This window comes from Eggerthella hominis (genome assembly GCF_014287365.1).
Classification (GTDB): domain Bacteria; phylum Actinomycetota; class Coriobacteriia; order Coriobacteriales; family Eggerthellaceae; genus Eggerthella; species Eggerthella guodeyinii.
This window is the reverse complement of record NZ_JACOOA010000007.1, coordinates 26,386-41,474: the sequence shown is the minus strand read 5'-3', so window position 1 is coordinate 41,474 and position 15,089 is coordinate 26,386. Positions and strand designations below refer to the sequence as shown.

At 66.9% G+C, this 15,089-nt stretch carries 16 protein-coding genes and 1 tRNA gene; 15 read left to right on the top strand and 2 right to left on the bottom strand.

Features of this window, described 5'->3' with window-relative positions; genetic code table 11:
• The first annotated feature begins 96 nt into the window (after positions 1 to 96).
• Together H8S61_RS14215 and H8S61_RS14210 are read left to right on the top strand one after the other, a co-directional pair.
• Positions 97 to 2,349 (top strand): ATP-binding protein, encoded by a 2,253-nt coding sequence (locus H8S61_RS14215; RefSeq protein WP_255466634.1) that lies wholly within the window; start codon positions 97 to 99, stop codon positions 2,347 to 2,349.
• Between the two features lie 16 nt (positions 2,350 to 2,365).
• Entirely contained in the window at positions 2,366 to 2,785 is a 420-nt protein-coding gene (locus H8S61_RS14210) for a GtrA family protein (protein ID WP_186939428.1), read from the top strand.
• Positions 2,786 to 2,837: 52 nt separating this feature from the next.
• Here H8S61_RS14210 and dcd read toward each other — a convergent pair whose 3' ends face one another.
• Positions 2,838 to 3,377, bottom strand: coding sequence for a dCTP deaminase (gene dcd / locus H8S61_RS14205; RefSeq protein ID WP_154334514.1), 540 nt, complete (start codon positions 3,375 to 3,377; stop codon positions 2,838 to 2,840).
• Positions 3,374 to 4,744 carry a 23S rRNA (uracil(1939)-C(5))-methyltransferase RlmD gene (gene rlmD, locus H8S61_RS14200; RefSeq protein ID WP_186939427.1) on the bottom strand — a complete coding sequence of 457 codons (1,371 nt, stop codon included), beginning with the start codon at positions 4,742 to 4,744 and terminating at the stop codon, positions 3,374 to 3,376. The genes dcd and rlmD overlap by 4 nt, the downstream gene beginning before the upstream one ends.
• Positions 4,745 to 4,812: 68 nt before the next feature.
• On the opposite strand from rlmD, the gene H8S61_RS14195 reads away from it, so the two are divergent.
• The 13 genes from H8S61_RS14195 (at position 4,813) to mreD (ending at position 15,086) form a co-directional block, all read left to right on the top strand.
• Positions 4,813 to 4,888, top strand: a tRNA-Arg gene (locus tag H8S61_RS14195).
• A 195-nt stretch (positions 4,889 to 5,083) separates the two neighbouring features.
• Positions 5,084 to 5,617, top strand: a complete 534-nt coding sequence (locus H8S61_RS14190; protein ID WP_154334512.1) for a peptidylprolyl isomerase — start codon at positions 5,084 to 5,086, stop codon at positions 5,615 to 5,617.
• A gap of 45 nt (positions 5,618 to 5,662) precedes the next feature.
• Positions 5,663 to 7,018 (top strand): tetratricopeptide repeat protein, encoded by a 1,356-nt coding sequence (locus H8S61_RS14185; protein ID WP_154334511.1) that lies wholly within the window; start codon positions 5,663 to 5,665, stop codon positions 7,016 to 7,018.
• A 105-nt stretch (positions 7,019 to 7,123) separates the two neighbouring features.
• On the top strand, positions 7,124 to 7,528 hold the full coding sequence (gene ndk, locus H8S61_RS14180) for a nucleoside-diphosphate kinase (RefSeq protein WP_154334510.1): 405 nt from the start codon (positions 7,124 to 7,126) through the stop codon (positions 7,526 to 7,528).
• A gap of 123 nt (positions 7,529 to 7,651) precedes the next feature.
• Positions 7,652 to 8,689 (top strand): 4Fe-4S dicluster domain-containing protein, encoded by a 1,038-nt coding sequence (locus tag H8S61_RS14175; protein WP_154334509.1) that lies wholly within the window; start codon positions 7,652 to 7,654, stop codon positions 8,687 to 8,689.
• Positions 8,679 to 9,590, top strand: a complete 912-nt coding sequence (locus tag H8S61_RS14170; protein ID WP_160943268.1) for an FAD/NAD(P)-binding protein — start codon at positions 8,679 to 8,681, stop codon at positions 9,588 to 9,590. Before H8S61_RS14175 ends, H8S61_RS14170 begins: the two co-directional genes overlap by 11 nt.
• A 16-nt stretch (positions 9,591 to 9,606) precedes the next feature.
• Entirely contained in the window at positions 9,607 to 10,392 is a 786-nt protein-coding gene (locus tag H8S61_RS14165) for an NADH-quinone oxidoreductase subunit B family protein (protein ID WP_186939426.1), read from the top strand.
• An 11-nt stretch (positions 10,393 to 10,403) separates the two neighbouring features.
• Positions 10,404 to 11,696, top strand: coding sequence for a Ni/Fe hydrogenase subunit alpha (locus H8S61_RS14160; RefSeq protein WP_186939425.1), 1,293 nt, complete (start codon positions 10,404 to 10,406; stop codon positions 11,694 to 11,696).
• Between the two features lie 144 nt (positions 11,697 to 11,840).
• Complete coding sequence (locus H8S61_RS14155; protein ID WP_160943271.1) at positions 11,841 to 12,131, top strand: type II toxin-antitoxin system Phd/YefM family antitoxin; 291 nt, start codon at positions 11,841 to 11,843, stop codon at positions 12,129 to 12,131.
• Positions 12,132 to 12,135: 4 nt separating this feature from the next.
• Positions 12,136 to 12,465, top strand: a complete 330-nt coding sequence (locus H8S61_RS14150; protein WP_160943272.1) for a hypothetical protein — start codon at positions 12,136 to 12,138, stop codon at positions 12,463 to 12,465.
• A gap of 135 nt (positions 12,466 to 12,600) precedes the next feature.
• A complete protein-coding gene (locus H8S61_RS14145; RefSeq protein ID WP_101722155.1) occupies positions 12,601 to 13,656 on the top strand; it encodes a rod shape-determining protein in 1,056 nt (351 codons plus the stop codon).
• An 18-nt stretch (positions 13,657 to 13,674) separates the two neighbouring features.
• The gene (mreC, locus tag H8S61_RS14140; protein ID WP_186939424.1) at positions 13,675 to 14,562 is read left to right on the top strand and encodes a rod shape-determining protein MreC; all 888 of its coding nucleotides are present in this window, start codon (positions 13,675 to 13,677) and stop codon (positions 14,560 to 14,562) included.
• A complete protein-coding gene (gene mreD, locus H8S61_RS14135; RefSeq protein ID WP_186939423.1) occupies positions 14,559 to 15,086 on the top strand; it encodes a rod shape-determining protein MreD in 528 nt (175 codons plus the stop codon). The genes mreC and mreD overlap by 4 nt, the downstream gene beginning before the upstream one ends.
• Positions 15,087 to 15,089: the final 3 nt, after the last annotated feature.

The following is a 15,089-nucleotide window of genomic DNA, read 5'->3' as shown; positions in this document are numbered from 1 at the left end:
CGGTAAGGAAGCCGTTTTCGACCGGTAATATTGCGCCCTGAACCTCCTGTTACAATGGGGAGCGCCCGCTACGATAGGAAGAGGGGCGTCCTCCCGATGGAATTGATTACCCGCTCGCGCGAGCGGCGGCGCATTGCGCTTGTCGTGGTCGTGCTCGTCCTCACGCTCCTGATCGCGCTCGTCTACACGGTGGTGTCGTCGCGCGAGGCGACGTCTGCCGCGGTGGAGACGATGAGCGAAGTGTACTTGCAGGAGCTCAGCGACCAGGTCATCGCCCACTTCAACACCGGCATCGACGGCAAGTTCTGCCAGATCGACACCGTGGGCAGCTCGCTTTCGCTCTACCAGCCCGCCGACCTCGACGAGGTGCGGGACTTCCTCGCCTGCATGGAGGCCGACGACGAGGAGTACGCCTACCTCGCGCTGCGCGGCAACGACGGGCGCTACTACACCGCCCGCGGCGTGGCCGCCGCCTCGGACGACGACGCCGCCCGCGGCGACCTGTCGCTGTCGTATCGCGACGCCAGCGGGCACGACGTGATGCTCTACGACGGGACGATCGCGCTCGTCGATGCCTTCGACCCCGTCACCTGCGGAGACGTGACCTTCACCGCGGTGGTTGCCGGTTACGACGTGAACATCATCTCCGGAAGGCTCAACCTCGATCTGATCAAGGGCAGCTCGCGGTCGAGCGTCATCGGCTTCGACGGCACCTGCATCGCCGGGTGCGACGCCGAGGGGCTGTGCAACGGCGACAACCTGTTCGACGCGCTCGAGGCGACCGCGCGCCTCGACGACGGCTTCACCATGGACCAGGTCCGCGAGGCCGTGGACGAGGGCGACTCATTCCTCCTTCCCTTCTGGTACAAAGACCATCACGAGTACCTGTACTTCCGGCCGATGGACAACCAGGACTGGTACCTGTGCACCGCGATGCCCTACGGCGTGGTGGACGAGGACATCGCGGGCCTCAGCAAGGTGCTCATGCAGAACGCCGTCCTCATGGCCACCATGATCGTGGCGGTCATCGTCATCTTCTTCCTGATCTACTATCGGCTGGTCAAACGCAACACGCGCCTCCTTTCCGACGAGAAGGACCGCGCCGAGCGCGCCTCGGAGGAAGCGCGGCGCGCCAGCCTGGCGAAAAGCGAGTTCCTCTCGCGCATGTCCCACGAGATACGCACGCCGATGAACGGCATCATGGGCATGACCGCCATCGCGCTGGAGCACGCGCACGACGAGGAGAAGACGCGCGCCTGCCTCGAGAAGATCGACGTGACGTCCGAGCACCTCATGGCGCTCATCAACGACATCCTCGACATGAGCAAGATCGAAAGCGGCAAGATCGACATCAAGCGCGAGACGTTCGACTTCGCCGCGTTCGTGGGATCGCTCAACGCCGTGTTCGGCACGCAGGCGCTCGAGCAGGGCATCCGCTACGAGACGGAAGAGGCGGGCGCGCTGCCGTCGCTGCTCGTCGGCGACGGGCTGCGGCTGAACCAGATCATCTACAACCTCGTGGGCAACGCGTTCAAGTTCACGCCGTGCGGGGGAAGCGTCACGCTGCGCATCGAGGAGCTGCCCGCGCGACCGGACGAGGACGCCGGGCGCGGCGACGGCCCCATCTGGCTGCGCTTCTCGGTGACGGACACGGGATGCGGCATCGAGCCGGAGAACCGCGAGCGGATCTTCTCGTCGTTCGAGCAGGGCGACGACGCCTCCCGCATGCGGGGCGGCACGGGTCTCGGCCTCGCCATCACGAAGCGGTTCGCCGAGATGATGGGCGGCTCCATCGCGCTCGCGAGCGAGGTAGGGAAGGGGTCGACGTTCACGGTGGACATCCCCTTCGGCCGCGCCGCCGCAGGCGAGGGGCCCGCGGGCCGCGACGGGGCGTTCGGCCTGAGCCGCCCGTTGCAGGCGGATGCGGACGACGCCTACGAATTCTCCGGCAAGCAGATCGTCATCGCCGAGGACAACGAGCTCAACCGCGAGATCGCCACCGAGGTGCTCGTCATGACCGGGGCCGAGGTGGTGGCGGTGTCCACGGGCGCCGAGGCCGTGCGCGTGTTCGAGCGGTCGCGCCCGGGATCCGTCGACCTCATCCTCATGGACATCCAGATGCCCGAGATGGACGGCTACGAGGCGACGCGCGTCATCCGCGCGCTCGACCGCGACGACGCGCGCACGGTGCCCATCATCGCCATGACGGCCAACGCGTTCGTCGAGGACGAGGAGCGCAGCCGCATGAGCGGAATGGATGGCCATCTGAGCAAACCCCTTGATATCCGCCTCGTATATGCCACAATAGACGGGTTTTTGAGGGAGCGGCCCCGGGGCGGGGGAGCGTAGGGCGAAAGGACGCGCGGTGAAGAAGCTCATTGCTCAGATCATGAAGTTCGGCGTGGTGGGCGTCATCGCATTCGTCATCGACTACGGCCTTCTGGCCCTGCTCACCGAGGCGTTCGGCGTGAACTACCTCGTGAGCGCCACCATCTCGTTCACGGCCTCGGTCGTGTTCAACTACGTGGCGTCCATGCGCTACGTGTTCACCCACAAGGAGGGCATGAGCCGCCGGCGCGAGTTCGTCATCTTCGTCGTGCTGTCGGTGATCGGCCTTCTGATCAACAACGGCTGCATGTGGGCGGGCGTCGAGCTGCTGGGCGCGCACTACCTGCTCGTGAAGATCGGCGCCACGTTCATCGTCATGGTGTGGAACTTCGTCACCCGCAAGAGGTTCCTCGACGCGGGCGACCAGCCCGGCGAGATCCTCTCGGACATCGAATAGCCCGGGCGGCCGCGCGTCGCGGAGGCGTCCGGGGCGCGCGGGCGACAGCGCGTTAGCGCGCCGCCTCCGGATCGAGGAACACGCGCGAGCCCGTCGCGCCGCGCTGGCCCTGGTACTTGCCGTCGTACGGGTTCTTCGCCGCCTCGTCGAGCTGGGCGAACACGAGCTGGCCCACGCGCCGGCCCGTGCGCAGCTCGAGCGCGCAGCGGTTCGCGTTGAACAGCTCGAGCGTGATCTCGCCCTCGAAGCCGGGGTCCACCCAGCCGGCGTTCTGCACGAACAGCCCCATGCGCCCGAGCGAGCTGCGCCCTTCCACGAAGGCCGTCAAATCGGCGCCGAGGCGCACGTACTCCATGGTGGTGGCCAGCACGAACTGGCCCGGCAGCAGGATGTAGCGGTCGGTGCGGATCGTCTTGTAGGCGATCTCGTCCTCGAGCCCGACGATGCCGCTCGGCGTGTCCTCGACGATGCTGAACGTGTCTCCCAGGCGGATGTCCACGCTGGCCGGCTGGATCTGCCCTGGCTCGAGCGGCTCGATGGCGAGGCCGCCCTCGGCGATGAGGCGTTCGATGGTGGCGTCGGACAGGATCATGGGCGCTCCTTTCGTGCGCGCCGCTCGAGGCGCGCGAAGATGCTGACCACTTCGACATGGTAGGTTTGCGGGAACAGGTCGACGGGCTGCACGCTCTCCAGGCGGTAGCCGCAGGCTTCGAAGCGCGCGACGTCGCGGGCCCAGGTGGCCGGGTCGCAGCTGACGTAGGCCACGCGCGTCGGCTCGGCGGCGGCGATGCTCTCCACCACGCCGTCGGCCAGCCCCGCGCGCGGCGGGTCCACCACGAGCGCGTCGAGGTCGCCCAGCTCGGGCAGCTCGCGCGCCGCGTCGCCGCCGATCACCTCGACGTCCACGCGGTTCAGATCGGCGTTGCGCCGCAGGTCGCGCACCGACGAGCCGGCGGCCTCCACGGCCAGCACCTCGGCGCCCGCCTGCGCGAGCGGCACCGAGAACGTGCCCCCGCCCGCGTACAGGTCGGCGATCAGCAGGTCGTCGAGGCCCTCGGGGCCGTCCTCGGCCATGCGCCCTCCCAGCCCCTCGATCACGCACGCGACCAGCTTCTCGGCCTGCGCGGTGTTCACCTGGAAGAACGACGGCGCGCTGGCCAGGTAGCGGGCGCTGCCCAGCTGCTCTTCCCAGCAGCCCTTGCCGTCGAGCGTCTCCACGCCCTTGATCTTGCGGGCCTTGCCGGGGTCGGCCATGACGCGCACGATGCTCGACGCCTTGACGGCGCTCTTGACGGTTTTCGCGATGTGGCCGCGCGGGAACGAGCCGGGGTTCGTCCACAGGGCCACCTCGAGGTCGCCCGTGCGCAGGCTGTGGCGCACCCCCACGCGGAAGATGCCGAGGTCGGCCGACCCCTGCGCGAACTTCAGCGCGCCGCGCAGCGCCTTGGGCGCCTTCGCGATGGCGTCGTGGGCCAGCGGGCAGATGCCGGGGGAGGCGATGTCGTGCGTGCCCTCGCGGTGGAACCCCAGTTGGAACGTGCCGTGCTCGTCGAACGCAGCGCCCAGCTCCAGCTTGTTGCGGTAGCCCCACTGCCGCTTGCTCGGCAGGCAGGCGCGCACGAGCTCCTCGGCGCGCTCGTGGTCGAGCTTCGCCGTGCGCTCGAGGGCCGCCACCACGTTGGCGCGCTTCGCGTCGAGCTGCGCGTCGTAGGCCAGGTGCTGCCAGGGGCAGCCGCCGCAGGTCGCACCCGCCTCGCAGCGCGGCTTCGCGCGCAGGGGCGACGCCTCCTCGAGCCGCGCGATGCGCGCGCGGGCGAACGTCGGCTTGTCCTCGACGATCTCGACGGCGGCCACGTCGCCGGGCGCGCCGCCTTCCACGAACACGGTTTTGCCGTTGTCGAGGCGGCCGACGGCCTGCGCGCCGTAGCCCATCCGGTCTATCGTTATGATTTCTTCCATTGAATACGCCCAAATCTTGATTTTGTTTTTCCGTTTCGCCCATGATAGCGTATAATCTCCTCCACCGTGCCCTTGTAGCTCAGGGGATAGAGCGTCTGCCTCCGGAGCAGAAAGCCGCAGGTTCGAATCCTGTCAAGGGCACCATCTTTGTTTTGCCGGTTGACGGCCGGCGAACGTCCCGACGCGCGCAAAGCGCTCTCGCGTCGAATCATGCCGTGGATGTTCTACGATTTTTCAGGTTGGGTGGGCTTGACCTGCTAAACTTCACCCTTGTATGCGATACTTTCGCCCCGTTTCGCGCGGGCGCACGATAGCAAACAAACGAAAAGGAGCCGACCTATGGCGCAGTACACTCCGGAATACCAGCCCACCGGCGACGAGATCGCCGTCATCACCACGTCGAAGGGCACCATCCGCGTGCAGCTGGCGGGCAAGGACGCCCCCATCCACGTGGGCAACTTCGTCGAGCTGGCGCGCAAAGGCTTCTACAACGACCTGAAGTTCCATCGCCACGTCCCCGGCTTCGTGATCCAGGGCGGCTGCCCGAACACGCGCGACCTGTCCTCCGACGAGGTCGTGAAGAAGGCCGGCAACCCGTTTGCGGGCCTCGGCACGGGCGGCCCGGGCTACTCCATCAAGGAGGAGTTCTCCACGAACCCCAACAACAAGCACCTCGACGGCTCGCTGGCCATGGCGCGCTCGCAGGATCCCAACTCCGCCGGCTCGCAGTTCTACCTGTGCCTGGGCGCCCAGCCCATGCTCGATTCGGGCTACACGGTGTTCGGCCAGACCATCGACGGCATGGACGTCATCGGCGAGCTGCGCGTGGGCGATGTGATCGAGAGCGTCGAGATCGAGAACGCCGCCGAATAGCGGCTTTGCCGCCGAGGCGATTCCGCGAAGATACGAAGGAAGCAGATGAACAACGACTTATTCCAGCAAGCCCGTGCGGCGTACGCGCGCAAGGACTTCCAAGGCGCCCTTGCGGCGTACACGCAGTGCTTGCAGGATGCGGGCAGCTCCCTCGCCCCCGGCGAGGTGGGCCTGCTCTACCACCAGATCGGCAACTGCCTGGTCAAGCTCAAGAACCCGAACGAGGCCATCCACGCCTACACGCAGGCCACCGCCGACGCGGCCTACGACGCGTGCGGCGCGGTGAACTACAACCTCGGCATGGCCTACGCCTCGCTGCACGATTACGAGGACGCCGTCAAGCACTTCGAGATCGCCGTGTCCGACGCCAAGTACGACGCCTCGTACAAGGCCTACGCGGGCATGGGCAACGCGCTGCTGAAGCTGGGCAAGTCGGCCGAGGCCGGCGTGGCCTTCCGCGAGGCCGCGCTCGACGAGGCGAACCCCGATCCCACGAAGGCGCTGCTCAACCTCGGCGTGTGCTTCATGGCGCTCGACCGTCCGGCCGACGCCGTGGCCTCGTACGAGAGCGCGCTGCAGTTCGACATGCAGCCCGACACGCGCAACAAGCTGTACGCGAACCTCGGGCAGGCCTACGTGGCCAGCGGCCAGATGCAGAAGGCCGTCAACGCCTTCGACGAGTCCATCGCCGACAAGACGTACTTCCTCAGCGACTCGGCCAGCGTGGACTACCAGCGCGCCATCGCCGCCGTTTCCCAGGGAACGGCCGAGGTGACCCAGGTGATGGCCCCGGTCGCGCCGGTGGCCGACATGTCGGGCCTCGACGTGGCCGCCGACGGCACGGCCGTGTACGTCGACCAGGACCCCTACGCGGGCGGCCAGGACCCGTACTACTACGCCGACCCGTACTCCCAGGCGCAGACGAACCCCTACGGCGCCCCGGGCGCGGAGGACCATTTCTTCAACGCCAGCGACGAAGAGCTCGAGCAGTGGTCGAAGGGCCTCGCCAAGCAGGATCGCAAGCGCCGCAACGTGGGCCTCAAGATCCTCGTCACCATCGTCCTGCTCGTGCTCGTGGCCTTCGGCGCCGTCGTGTTCCTGTACACGCAGGGCTGGGGCTACCCGTCGCAGGACCAGGTGGTGGAGCAGCTGTTCACCGACCCGCAGTCCGCGTTCGCCAGCGAGGTGACCGAGGACAACGCCGCGTCCATAACCGAGATCCTCGATCTGGTGGACAGCCCCGTCATCGACGGCATGGACAAGTCCATGAGCGACTCCACCGTGTACGTGACGGCCAAGACGGCCGAAGGCGGCGACATACAGTTCAAGGTGTCCCTCGTCCGCAACATGATCGGGTGGAAGGTCTCGAACGCCGAGATCTACTCCCCGAGCCAGAACTAACTCGCGCGGCCCTGCCGCCCGTGCCGACGCGCGGGACGACGGGGCCGTTTTCTGCGTCACCCCAAGAGCGTTCGTACTCGAAAGAGAGAGAAAGGGCACTACAACATGGCAGAGCAGAAGACTTACACGATGATCAAGCCCGACGGCGTGCGCAACGGCCACGTCGGCGAGATCGTCAACCGCTTCGAGCGCGCGGGCCTCAAGATCGAGCGCATGGAGCTGGGCATGGTGACCGACGAGCAGGCGAAGGCCAACTACGCCGAGCACGAGGGCAAGCCGTTCTACGACGGCCTGATCTCCTACATCACCAGCGGCCCGGTCGTGAAGATGGTCGTGTCCGGCGACGGTGCGGTGGCGAAGTGCCGCTCGCTCATGGGCGCCACTAATCCGGCGGAAGCTGCCCCCGGCACGATTCGCGGCGATTTCGGCCTCATTATGGATGAGAATGTTATACACGGCTCTGATTCCCCGGAATCCGCTGAGCGCGAGATCGGCATCTTCTTCGCGTAAGCTGCATTTCGAACGCGCCGCCGCGTACGAGCCTTCCGCTCGAGCGACGGCGCGTTTTCTGTTTTTCGGAGCCGAACGCGCCGTGGGGCGGCGCGGGACACTAGACGAGAAAAGGATGTGAGCATGCTCTATCGTGTCATCGATGCATCCGAGTTGCCAGCGCTCGTATCGGCGTTCATGGAAACCTACGAGGTGGTGGCTCCGGTCAAGCGCGACCAGGGTTACGCGTTCGAGGCCGTCCAATCGCCCGACGACATCGAGCTCGGCTATCCCACCACCATGGCATCGCCCAAGAAGTACTTCCTGCCGCCCGAGGAGACGCTCATGTCCTTCGACGCGCGCACGAACAGCGTGACGGACTTCGCCTCCGAGATCACGCCGCGCGTCATCTTCGGCGCGCACGCCTGCGACATCAACGCGGTGAACCGCCTCGACCTCGTGTTCAAGGACGGGCGCTATCCCGATCCCTACTACGTCGCCCGTCGCAACGCCACGCTCATCGTGGGCTTGAGCTGCACGCCGACCGAGACGTGCTTCTGCCATCTGTGGGGCGCCGACGAGGCGCGCTTCGGCTACGACCTGTTCCTGCAGGATATCGGCGACAAGTACCTCGTCAGCATCTCGAGCGTCGAGGCGGCGAACATCCTCGAGGCCGCGTGCAACCCGCGCGTCGCCACCGACGAGGACCGCATCGAGTTCCGCCACGCCACGCGCCGGCGCCAGGAGGCCTTCAACGGCGACATCCCCGACATCCAGGACGTGGCCATGCTCATGGACGCGTTCCACAAGGACCCGTTCTGGGAGGAGCTGGGCGGCCGCTGCCTGTCGTGCACGGCGTGCTCGGCGGTGTGCCCCACGTGCTTCTGCTTCGACATCCAGGACACGCTCGACCCCTCCGGCGACGCCGGGCGGCGCGAGCGCGTGTGGGACGCGTGCACCGCGCCGCAGTTCGCGCAGGTGGCCGGCGGCCACAACTTCCGCGACGACGGGCGCAACCGCGTGCGGCACCGCATGTACCACAAGCTCAACGGATTCCTCGCGAACCACGACCGCATGCTGTGCGTGGGCTGCGGGCGCTGCGTGAAAGCGTGCAAGGCGAACATCAACCCCATCGAGGTGCTCGAGTTCTTCGAGAGGAAGGGGGCCGACGATGCCCAGTAGCTGCGCGGCGTCCACCGTCCAGGTCAAGCCGTTCTTCGACGAGGCGGCGCCCCTGTCGGGCGCGGAGATGATGGCGGCGAACCCGTACCGGCCCTGGCCGGCGCGCATCACGTCCATCATCGACCTCACCGAGACGGAGAAGCTGTTCGAGTTCCGCCTCATCGACGAGCGCATCCGCGACGCGTTCTCCCACGAGCCGGGCCAGTTCGTCGAGGTGTCCATCTTCGGCGTGGGCGAGGCGCCCATCTCCATCTCCAGCTCGCCGTCAAAGCGCGGCTTCATCGAGCTGTGCGTGCGCCGCACCGGGCGCTTCACCGAGGTGCTGCACAAGATGCAGTGCGGCGACATCGTGGGCCTTCGCGGCCCCTTCGGCCGCGGATTCCCGTTCGAGGACATGAAGGGCCACGACATCCTGCTGGTGGCCGGCGGCCTCGGCATCGCGCCGCTGCGCTCGCTCATCAACAACATCCACGACGAGCGCTCCGAGTTCGGCAAGGTCACCATCATCTACGGGTCGAAGAACCCCTCCGAGGTGATGTTCCGCAGCCAGTTCGAGATGTGGCGCCACCGCAAGGACTTCGACCTGTACCTGACGGTCGACCATCCCGACGACACGTGGGACGGGGAAGTGGGCCTGGTCACCAAGCCGTTCGAGCATTTGGAGATCGACGCGTCCAACACGTTCGGGGCGCTGTGCGGGCCGCCGATCATGTACCGGTTCGCCATCGACGAGATGCGCAAGAAGGGCATCAGCTACGACCACATCTACGTGAGCTTCGAGCGCCACATGAAATGCGGCATGGGCAAGTGCGGCCATTGCCAGATCGGGCACCAGTACGTGTGCATCGACGGGCCCGTGTTCAACTACTGGGAAGCCAAGAACATCCAGGGGTCGATGTAGGATGGAGCGGAGCGACATGAGCGGAAACTGCATAGCCTGCCAGGACGAGCCGACCACGCCCCGCGTGGTGGTCGTGGGCCTGGCCAGCTGCTTCGGCTGCCAGCTGCAGGTGACGAACGCCGAGGCGCACCTGTTGGACGTGCTCGGGCAGATCGACCTGCGCTATTGGCAGCTGGCCTCGAGCGATCCCATGCCCGAGGACTTCGACGTGGCCATCATCGAGGGCGCCGTCACCACCGAGGAAGCCGAGGCCACGGTGCGCAGCCTGCGCGCGAAGGCCGCGGCCATCATCGCCGTGGGCGCGTGCGCCACGACGGCGGGCATCCCCGGCATGGCCGCCGACGGGTTCCTCGAGCGCCCGGGCCAGGTGTACGAGCGCGTGCCCTCGGCCTGCGGCGACATGGTGGCGCCGCGCGCGGTGGGCGCCGTCATCGACGTGGACTACGAGGTGCGCGCGTGCCCCATCGACTCCTTCGACTTCATCGACGTGCTGCAGCGCGCGCTGTACGGCTCGAACAAAGCCTCCACCTCGCGCACGATGTGCGGCGACTGCAAGCGCAACGAGACGAGCTGCTTCTTCGGCAAAGGGCAGCTGTGCCTGGGCCTCGTGACCACGGCCGGATGCGGCGCGAAGTGCGTGAACCTGGGACGGCCGTGCAACGGCTGCCGCGGGCTGTCGCCCGACGCGAACCTCGACTCGGCCCGCGACGCGGTGGTGCGCTACGGTGTGTCGGTGGCCGACTTCGACCGGGCGCTCGAGATGTTCAACCAGACGAACCCCGCCCTTGCGGGCAGCGAGTGAGGACGGAACCCATGACGAAAACCGCTATACACGTCGACCATATTGCCCGCATTGAGGGCCACGGCAACGTGCACGTGGTCATCGAGGACGGGGCGGTGAAGACGGTCGAGATGAACGTCGTCGAGCCCGCGCGCCTGTTCGAGAGCATGGTGCGCGGCCGCCGCTTCGAGGAGGTGCCCTACATCGCCTCGCGCATCTGCGGCATCTGCTCGTCGAGCCACGTGGTGACCGACCTCAAGGCCATCGAGCGCGTCTTCGGCGTGGAGGTGACCGACCGCACCCGCGCCCTGCGCGAGCTTCTGGTGTACGGCTCCTACCTGCAGAACCACGCGTCGCACCTGTTCGTGTTCGCCGCCCCCGACTTCCTCGGCATGCCCAGCGTGTTCCCGCTGGCCCAGACCGACCCCGAGCTGTTCGAGCAGGCGCTCGGCCTCAAGGCGCTCGGCAACGAGCTGTGCACGAAGGTGGGCGGCCGCAGCATCCATCCCATCACCGCCGTGGTGGGCGGCTTCACGCACGAGATCGAGCCGGCGGAGTACCTCGAGCTGGCGGCTCAGATGGACGCCGCGATGGACTTCGCCCTGGAAGCGGTGGACCTGTTCCGCGGCTTCACGGTGCCGGCCATCGCCACGGCGGGCGACATGCTGGCCATGGTGGAGGACGACTACTACCCGGTGGAGTGCTCCGACACGGCGTTCTTCCTGAACGCGGGCATCGAGTTCGACGCGAACGAGGTGCAGGAGCGCGTCGAGGAGTACGCCGTGCCGCATTCGGCCGCGCTGCTCGCCCGCGTGCGCGAGACCGGCGACCCGTACTTCACGGGCGCGCTGGCCCGCATCAACGCCTCGTGGCAGAACCTCGGCCAGAACGCCAAGGTGGCCGCGGCGAAGGCGGGCCTGCGCCCGCCCGAGGCCAACCCGTTCATGAACAACGTGGCCCAGGCCGTGGAGATCGTGGACGCGCTCGACCGCTGCGCCAACCTCTGCCGCATGCTGGCCGAGCCCGGCGCCATCGCCAGCTCGAGCGAGCCCGTGCCCTTCGAGGTGAAGGCCGGCCGCGCCGTGGGCTTCACCGAGGCGCCGCGCGGCGCGCTGTTCCACGACCTCACGCTGGACGGCGAGGGCCGCGTGACGCACGCGTCCATCCTCACGCCCACGGCCCAGAACGTGGCGAACCTCGAGGCCGACATGCGCCTGTTGGCCGAGACGCTCGTGGGCGAAGGAGCGGAGGAGGACGTCGTCCGCCTCGAGATCGAGAAGCTCGTCCGCGCCTACGATCCCTGCCTCAGCTGCAGCGTGCACTAAAGATAGCCCAAACGAAGGCGCCGGTCCGGAACCGGCGCCTTTTTTGCGCGTTGGCGCTCGGTAACCATATGCTGTAAATTCGTAGTATATATGCTGTATACTACGAACTACATGATAGAGTGGTTCCGAAAGGAAGGAGTTGCCATGCCCATCGTCAAACCGCTTTCGGATTTCAACCGCAACCAGTCGTCGATCATCGACGAGCTCGAGCAGACGCAACGGCCCATATACCTCACGCGCAATGGAACCGCGTCGATCGTGGTCATGGACGCCGGGGCGTTCGACCGGGCCATGTCGTTTCGCGCGAGCGCCTATGCGAACGAGATGCGCGTGTACGACAGCCTGATGAAGGGGTACGACGACGTCCAGCAAGGACGCATCGTCGATGCCGACCAGGCGGAAGAGGAGATCAGGCGCGCGAAGGGCTGGTCGTAGGCTAATGGGGGAGGGTTGGACGACGGTCTACACCCGAAGCGCCATCGACTTCATCGTAGCCGAGGTATGGAGCGAACGTGTTGCGGAGAAGCTGTTCTCGTACCGTACGCTGCTGGAATCCGCTCCCGATCTCGGTCGGGCCTACGATCCCGATTATCCTGCTGCGCGCCCTCCGTTTCCGTGTCGCTGCATCGCCGTTCCCGATACGCCGTTTTCGCTGTACTATCTCAAGGACGATGACCTGCGACGCATAGTCATCTTCTGCATCGAATACCAACGCGCCGAACCCAACGCGCGCTTCTCGTCTTTCGACTGGTCGGTCGTGGATTGGTAGCGAGCAGGCTCGCCTGCGGCTCCTCCGCGTTCCGTCTGCCGGGGCGGGTGTGCCCCTCGTGGATTTTCATCATCGGGTCAACGCCTGTGCTAAAATTCGGTTTCACCTGGAATCGAGATTCAAGGGGTTTCCTGTATGTCCTTCTTAGATATGTTTTCGGGTTTGACCGGCCAGATGTCCACGGACATGGCCATCGACCTCGGAACTGCTAATACATTGGTCGCCATCCCTGGCGAGGGTATCGTTGTGAACGAGCCCTCGGTCGTCGCCATCGAGAAGGCCACCCATCGCGTGCTCGCGGTGGGCCACGAAGCCAAGAACATGATCAACCACACGCCGGAGGCGTTCTCCGCCGAGCACCCGCTGCACGACGGCGTGGTCGCCGACTACGACGTGACGGAGGCCATGATCTCGGCGTTCATCGGCAAGGCCGCGCCGCGCAAGTACCCCTGGCAGGCCAAGCCCCGCATCGTCATCTGCATCCCGTGCGGCGCCACCTCGGTGGAGAAGCGCGCGGTGTTCGAGGCCGCCGTCCAGGCCGGCGCGCGCCAGGCCTACCTCATCGAGGAGCCCATGGCCGCGGCCATGGGCGCCGACCTGCCCGTCACCGAGCCCACGGGCTCCATGGTGGTGGACATCGGCGGCGGCACCACGGAAGTGGCCGTCATCTCGCTCGGCGGCATCGTCACCTCGTCGTCGCTGCGCCTGGCCGGCAACCGCATGGACGAGGCCATCGCCATGCACCTGCGCGACCTTCTGGGCATCAAGATCGGCGAACGGACGGCCGAGATCATCAAGATCAAGATCGGCTCCATCCTGCCGTTCGAGGACGGTCGCGAGCGCGACATGATCATCTCGGGCCAGGACGTGATCACCGAGCAGCCGAAGGAAGTGACCATCCAATCCGAGGACGTGCGCGCCGCCTTGCAGGCCCCCTGCGAGGAGATGGTCGTGCACATCAAGGAGACGTTCAAGAAGACGAACCCCGACCTCGCCTCCGACATCATCCAGAACGGCATCCTGCTGACGGGCGGCGGCGGCCTGTTGTCCGGCCTCGACCGCTACCTCACCGACAAGCTGGAGATTCCCGTGTGGACGAGCGAGACGGCGCTCACGAACGTGGTCATGGGCTGCCTCAAGGTGCTCGAGACGCCGACGGCGCTCAAGCAGACGCTCATGCGCTCGAAATAAGGCTGAACCGACTCGTCTATGGCGCTTAATTTCCAACAGAGAAGCTCGGTGTTCCTGCGCCGGGTTCTGCTCGTCACATTCCTCGTCGCGTCGCTCGCGCTGGTCACGCTGTACTCGCGCGAGGGCCAGGACGGCCCGCTGCACGCGATCCAGAGCGGCGTGTCGGGAGCCGTCGCGCCCCTGAAGTTCGTCGGCGCGGCCGCGAACTCGGGCGTGAACAGCGCCGGCGAAAGCTTCGGCAACCTCACGGCCGACGAGAGCACGCTGTCGGGCCTGCGCGAGAGCAACGCCGAGCTGCGCGAGCTGCTGAGCCAGGCCGACGAGTACAAGCAGGAGGCCCAGCGCCTCCAGCAGCTGCTGGACCTCAAGGACCTGTACGAGATCGACGGCGTGGGCGCGCGCGTGGTGGGCAACCCCGACGAGGCGTGGAGCCAGACCGTCACCATCGACAAGGGCACCGCCGATGGGGTGGAGACCGGCTTGACGGTGATGGGCACCTCCGGCGTGATCGGCCAGGTGTACAGCGCGGCCGAGCACACTGCCAAGGTGCGCCTGCTCACCGACCCCGACTCCGGCGCCGCGGCGCGCGTGGAATCGAGCCGCGCGGAGGGCGTGGTGCGCGGGTCGCTCGAGGGGCTGCTGTACCTCGAGAACCTCGACGCCGACGCCGTGGTGAACCCCGGCGACGTGGTGGTCACGTCCGGGCTGGGCGGCAGCTACGCGCCCGGCCTCATCATCGGCACCGTGGTGAAGGTGGACACCCGCCAGGGCGAGTCCACGCGGCGCGTGGTCGTGTCGCCGAACGACACGACGGGCGCCCTCGAAGAGGTGCTCGTGGTGTTCGGCGTGGGCGCCGACGACGATACCGACGGCAACGACGGCAACGAAGGAGGCGATGCATCGTGAACCTGACGCGTGAGAGCATCGTCATCGCCGTCGGCGCGGTGGTCGCGCTGCTGCTGCAGATCGTCGTGGCCCCCAACATCGCGCTGTTCTCGGCGCAGCCGAACATCCTGCTGGCGTACGTGCTGGTGGTGGCCATCGTGCGGCCGCTCGACGCCGGCCCGGTGCTGCCGTTCGCGCTGGGCCTCGTCTGCGACCTGCTGGGATCGGGGCCCGTGGGCGGCTACGCCTTCCTGTTCGTCATCGTGTCGTTCATCGCGTCGCGCGCGTTCTCGGTGCTCGACAACGACACGCTGTTCATGCCGCTGACCATCTTCGTCATCGCGACGTTCGCCACCGAGATGCTGTACGGCGCCCTGCTCATCGGCCTCGGGCTGTCGGTGAGCCCCGGGGACGCGTTCTTGTACCGCGCCCTGCCGTGCACGCTGTACGACTGCGTCATCGGCCTCGTGCTGTATCCGATCATCGCGCGTCTGCTTGCCGACGGCGCCCAGGACCGCGGACCGCGCACGCCTCGGCTGCGGTAGGGG

Coding starts and splice junctions, on each gene's coding strand:
- H8S61_RS14160 (WP_186939425.1), top strand. CDS start 10,404: ATGACGAAAACCGCTATACACGTCGACCATATTGCCCGCATTGAGGGC.
- H8S61_RS14145 (WP_101722155.1), top strand. CDS start 12,601: ATGTCCTTCTTAGATATGTTTTCGGGTTTGACCGGCCAGATGTCCACG.
- dcd (WP_154334514.1), bottom strand. CDS start 3,377: ATGATCCTGTCCGACGCCACCATCGAACGCCTCATCGCCGAGGGCGGC.
- rlmD (WP_186939427.1), bottom strand. CDS start 4,744: ATGGAAGAAATCATAACGATAGACCGGATGGGCTACGGCGCGCAGGCC.
- ndk (WP_154334510.1), top strand. CDS start 7,124: ATGGCAGAGCAGAAGACTTACACGATGATCAAGCCCGACGGCGTGCGC.
- H8S61_RS14190 (WP_154334512.1), top strand. CDS start 5,084: ATGGCGCAGTACACTCCGGAATACCAGCCCACCGGCGACGAGATCGCC.
- H8S61_RS14155 (WP_160943271.1), top strand. CDS start 11,841: ATGCCCATCGTCAAACCGCTTTCGGATTTCAACCGCAACCAGTCGTCG.
- H8S61_RS14215 (WP_255466634.1), top strand. CDS start 97: ATGGAATTGATTACCCGCTCGCGCGAGCGGCGGCGCATTGCGCTTGTC.
- H8S61_RS14165 (WP_186939426.1), top strand. CDS start 9,607: ATGAGCGGAAACTGCATAGCCTGCCAGGACGAGCCGACCACGCCCCGC.
- H8S61_RS14170 (WP_160943268.1), top strand. CDS start 8,679: ATGCCCAGTAGCTGCGCGGCGTCCACCGTCCAGGTCAAGCCGTTCTTC.
- H8S61_RS14150 (WP_160943272.1), top strand. CDS start 12,136: ATGGGGGAGGGTTGGACGACGGTCTACACCCGAAGCGCCATCGACTTC.
- mreC (WP_186939424.1), top strand. CDS start 13,675: ATGGCGCTTAATTTCCAACAGAGAAGCTCGGTGTTCCTGCGCCGGGTT.
- H8S61_RS14185 (WP_154334511.1), top strand. CDS start 5,663: ATGAACAACGACTTATTCCAGCAAGCCCGTGCGGCGTACGCGCGCAAG.
- H8S61_RS14175 (WP_154334509.1), top strand. CDS start 7,652: ATGCTCTATCGTGTCATCGATGCATCCGAGTTGCCAGCGCTCGTATCG.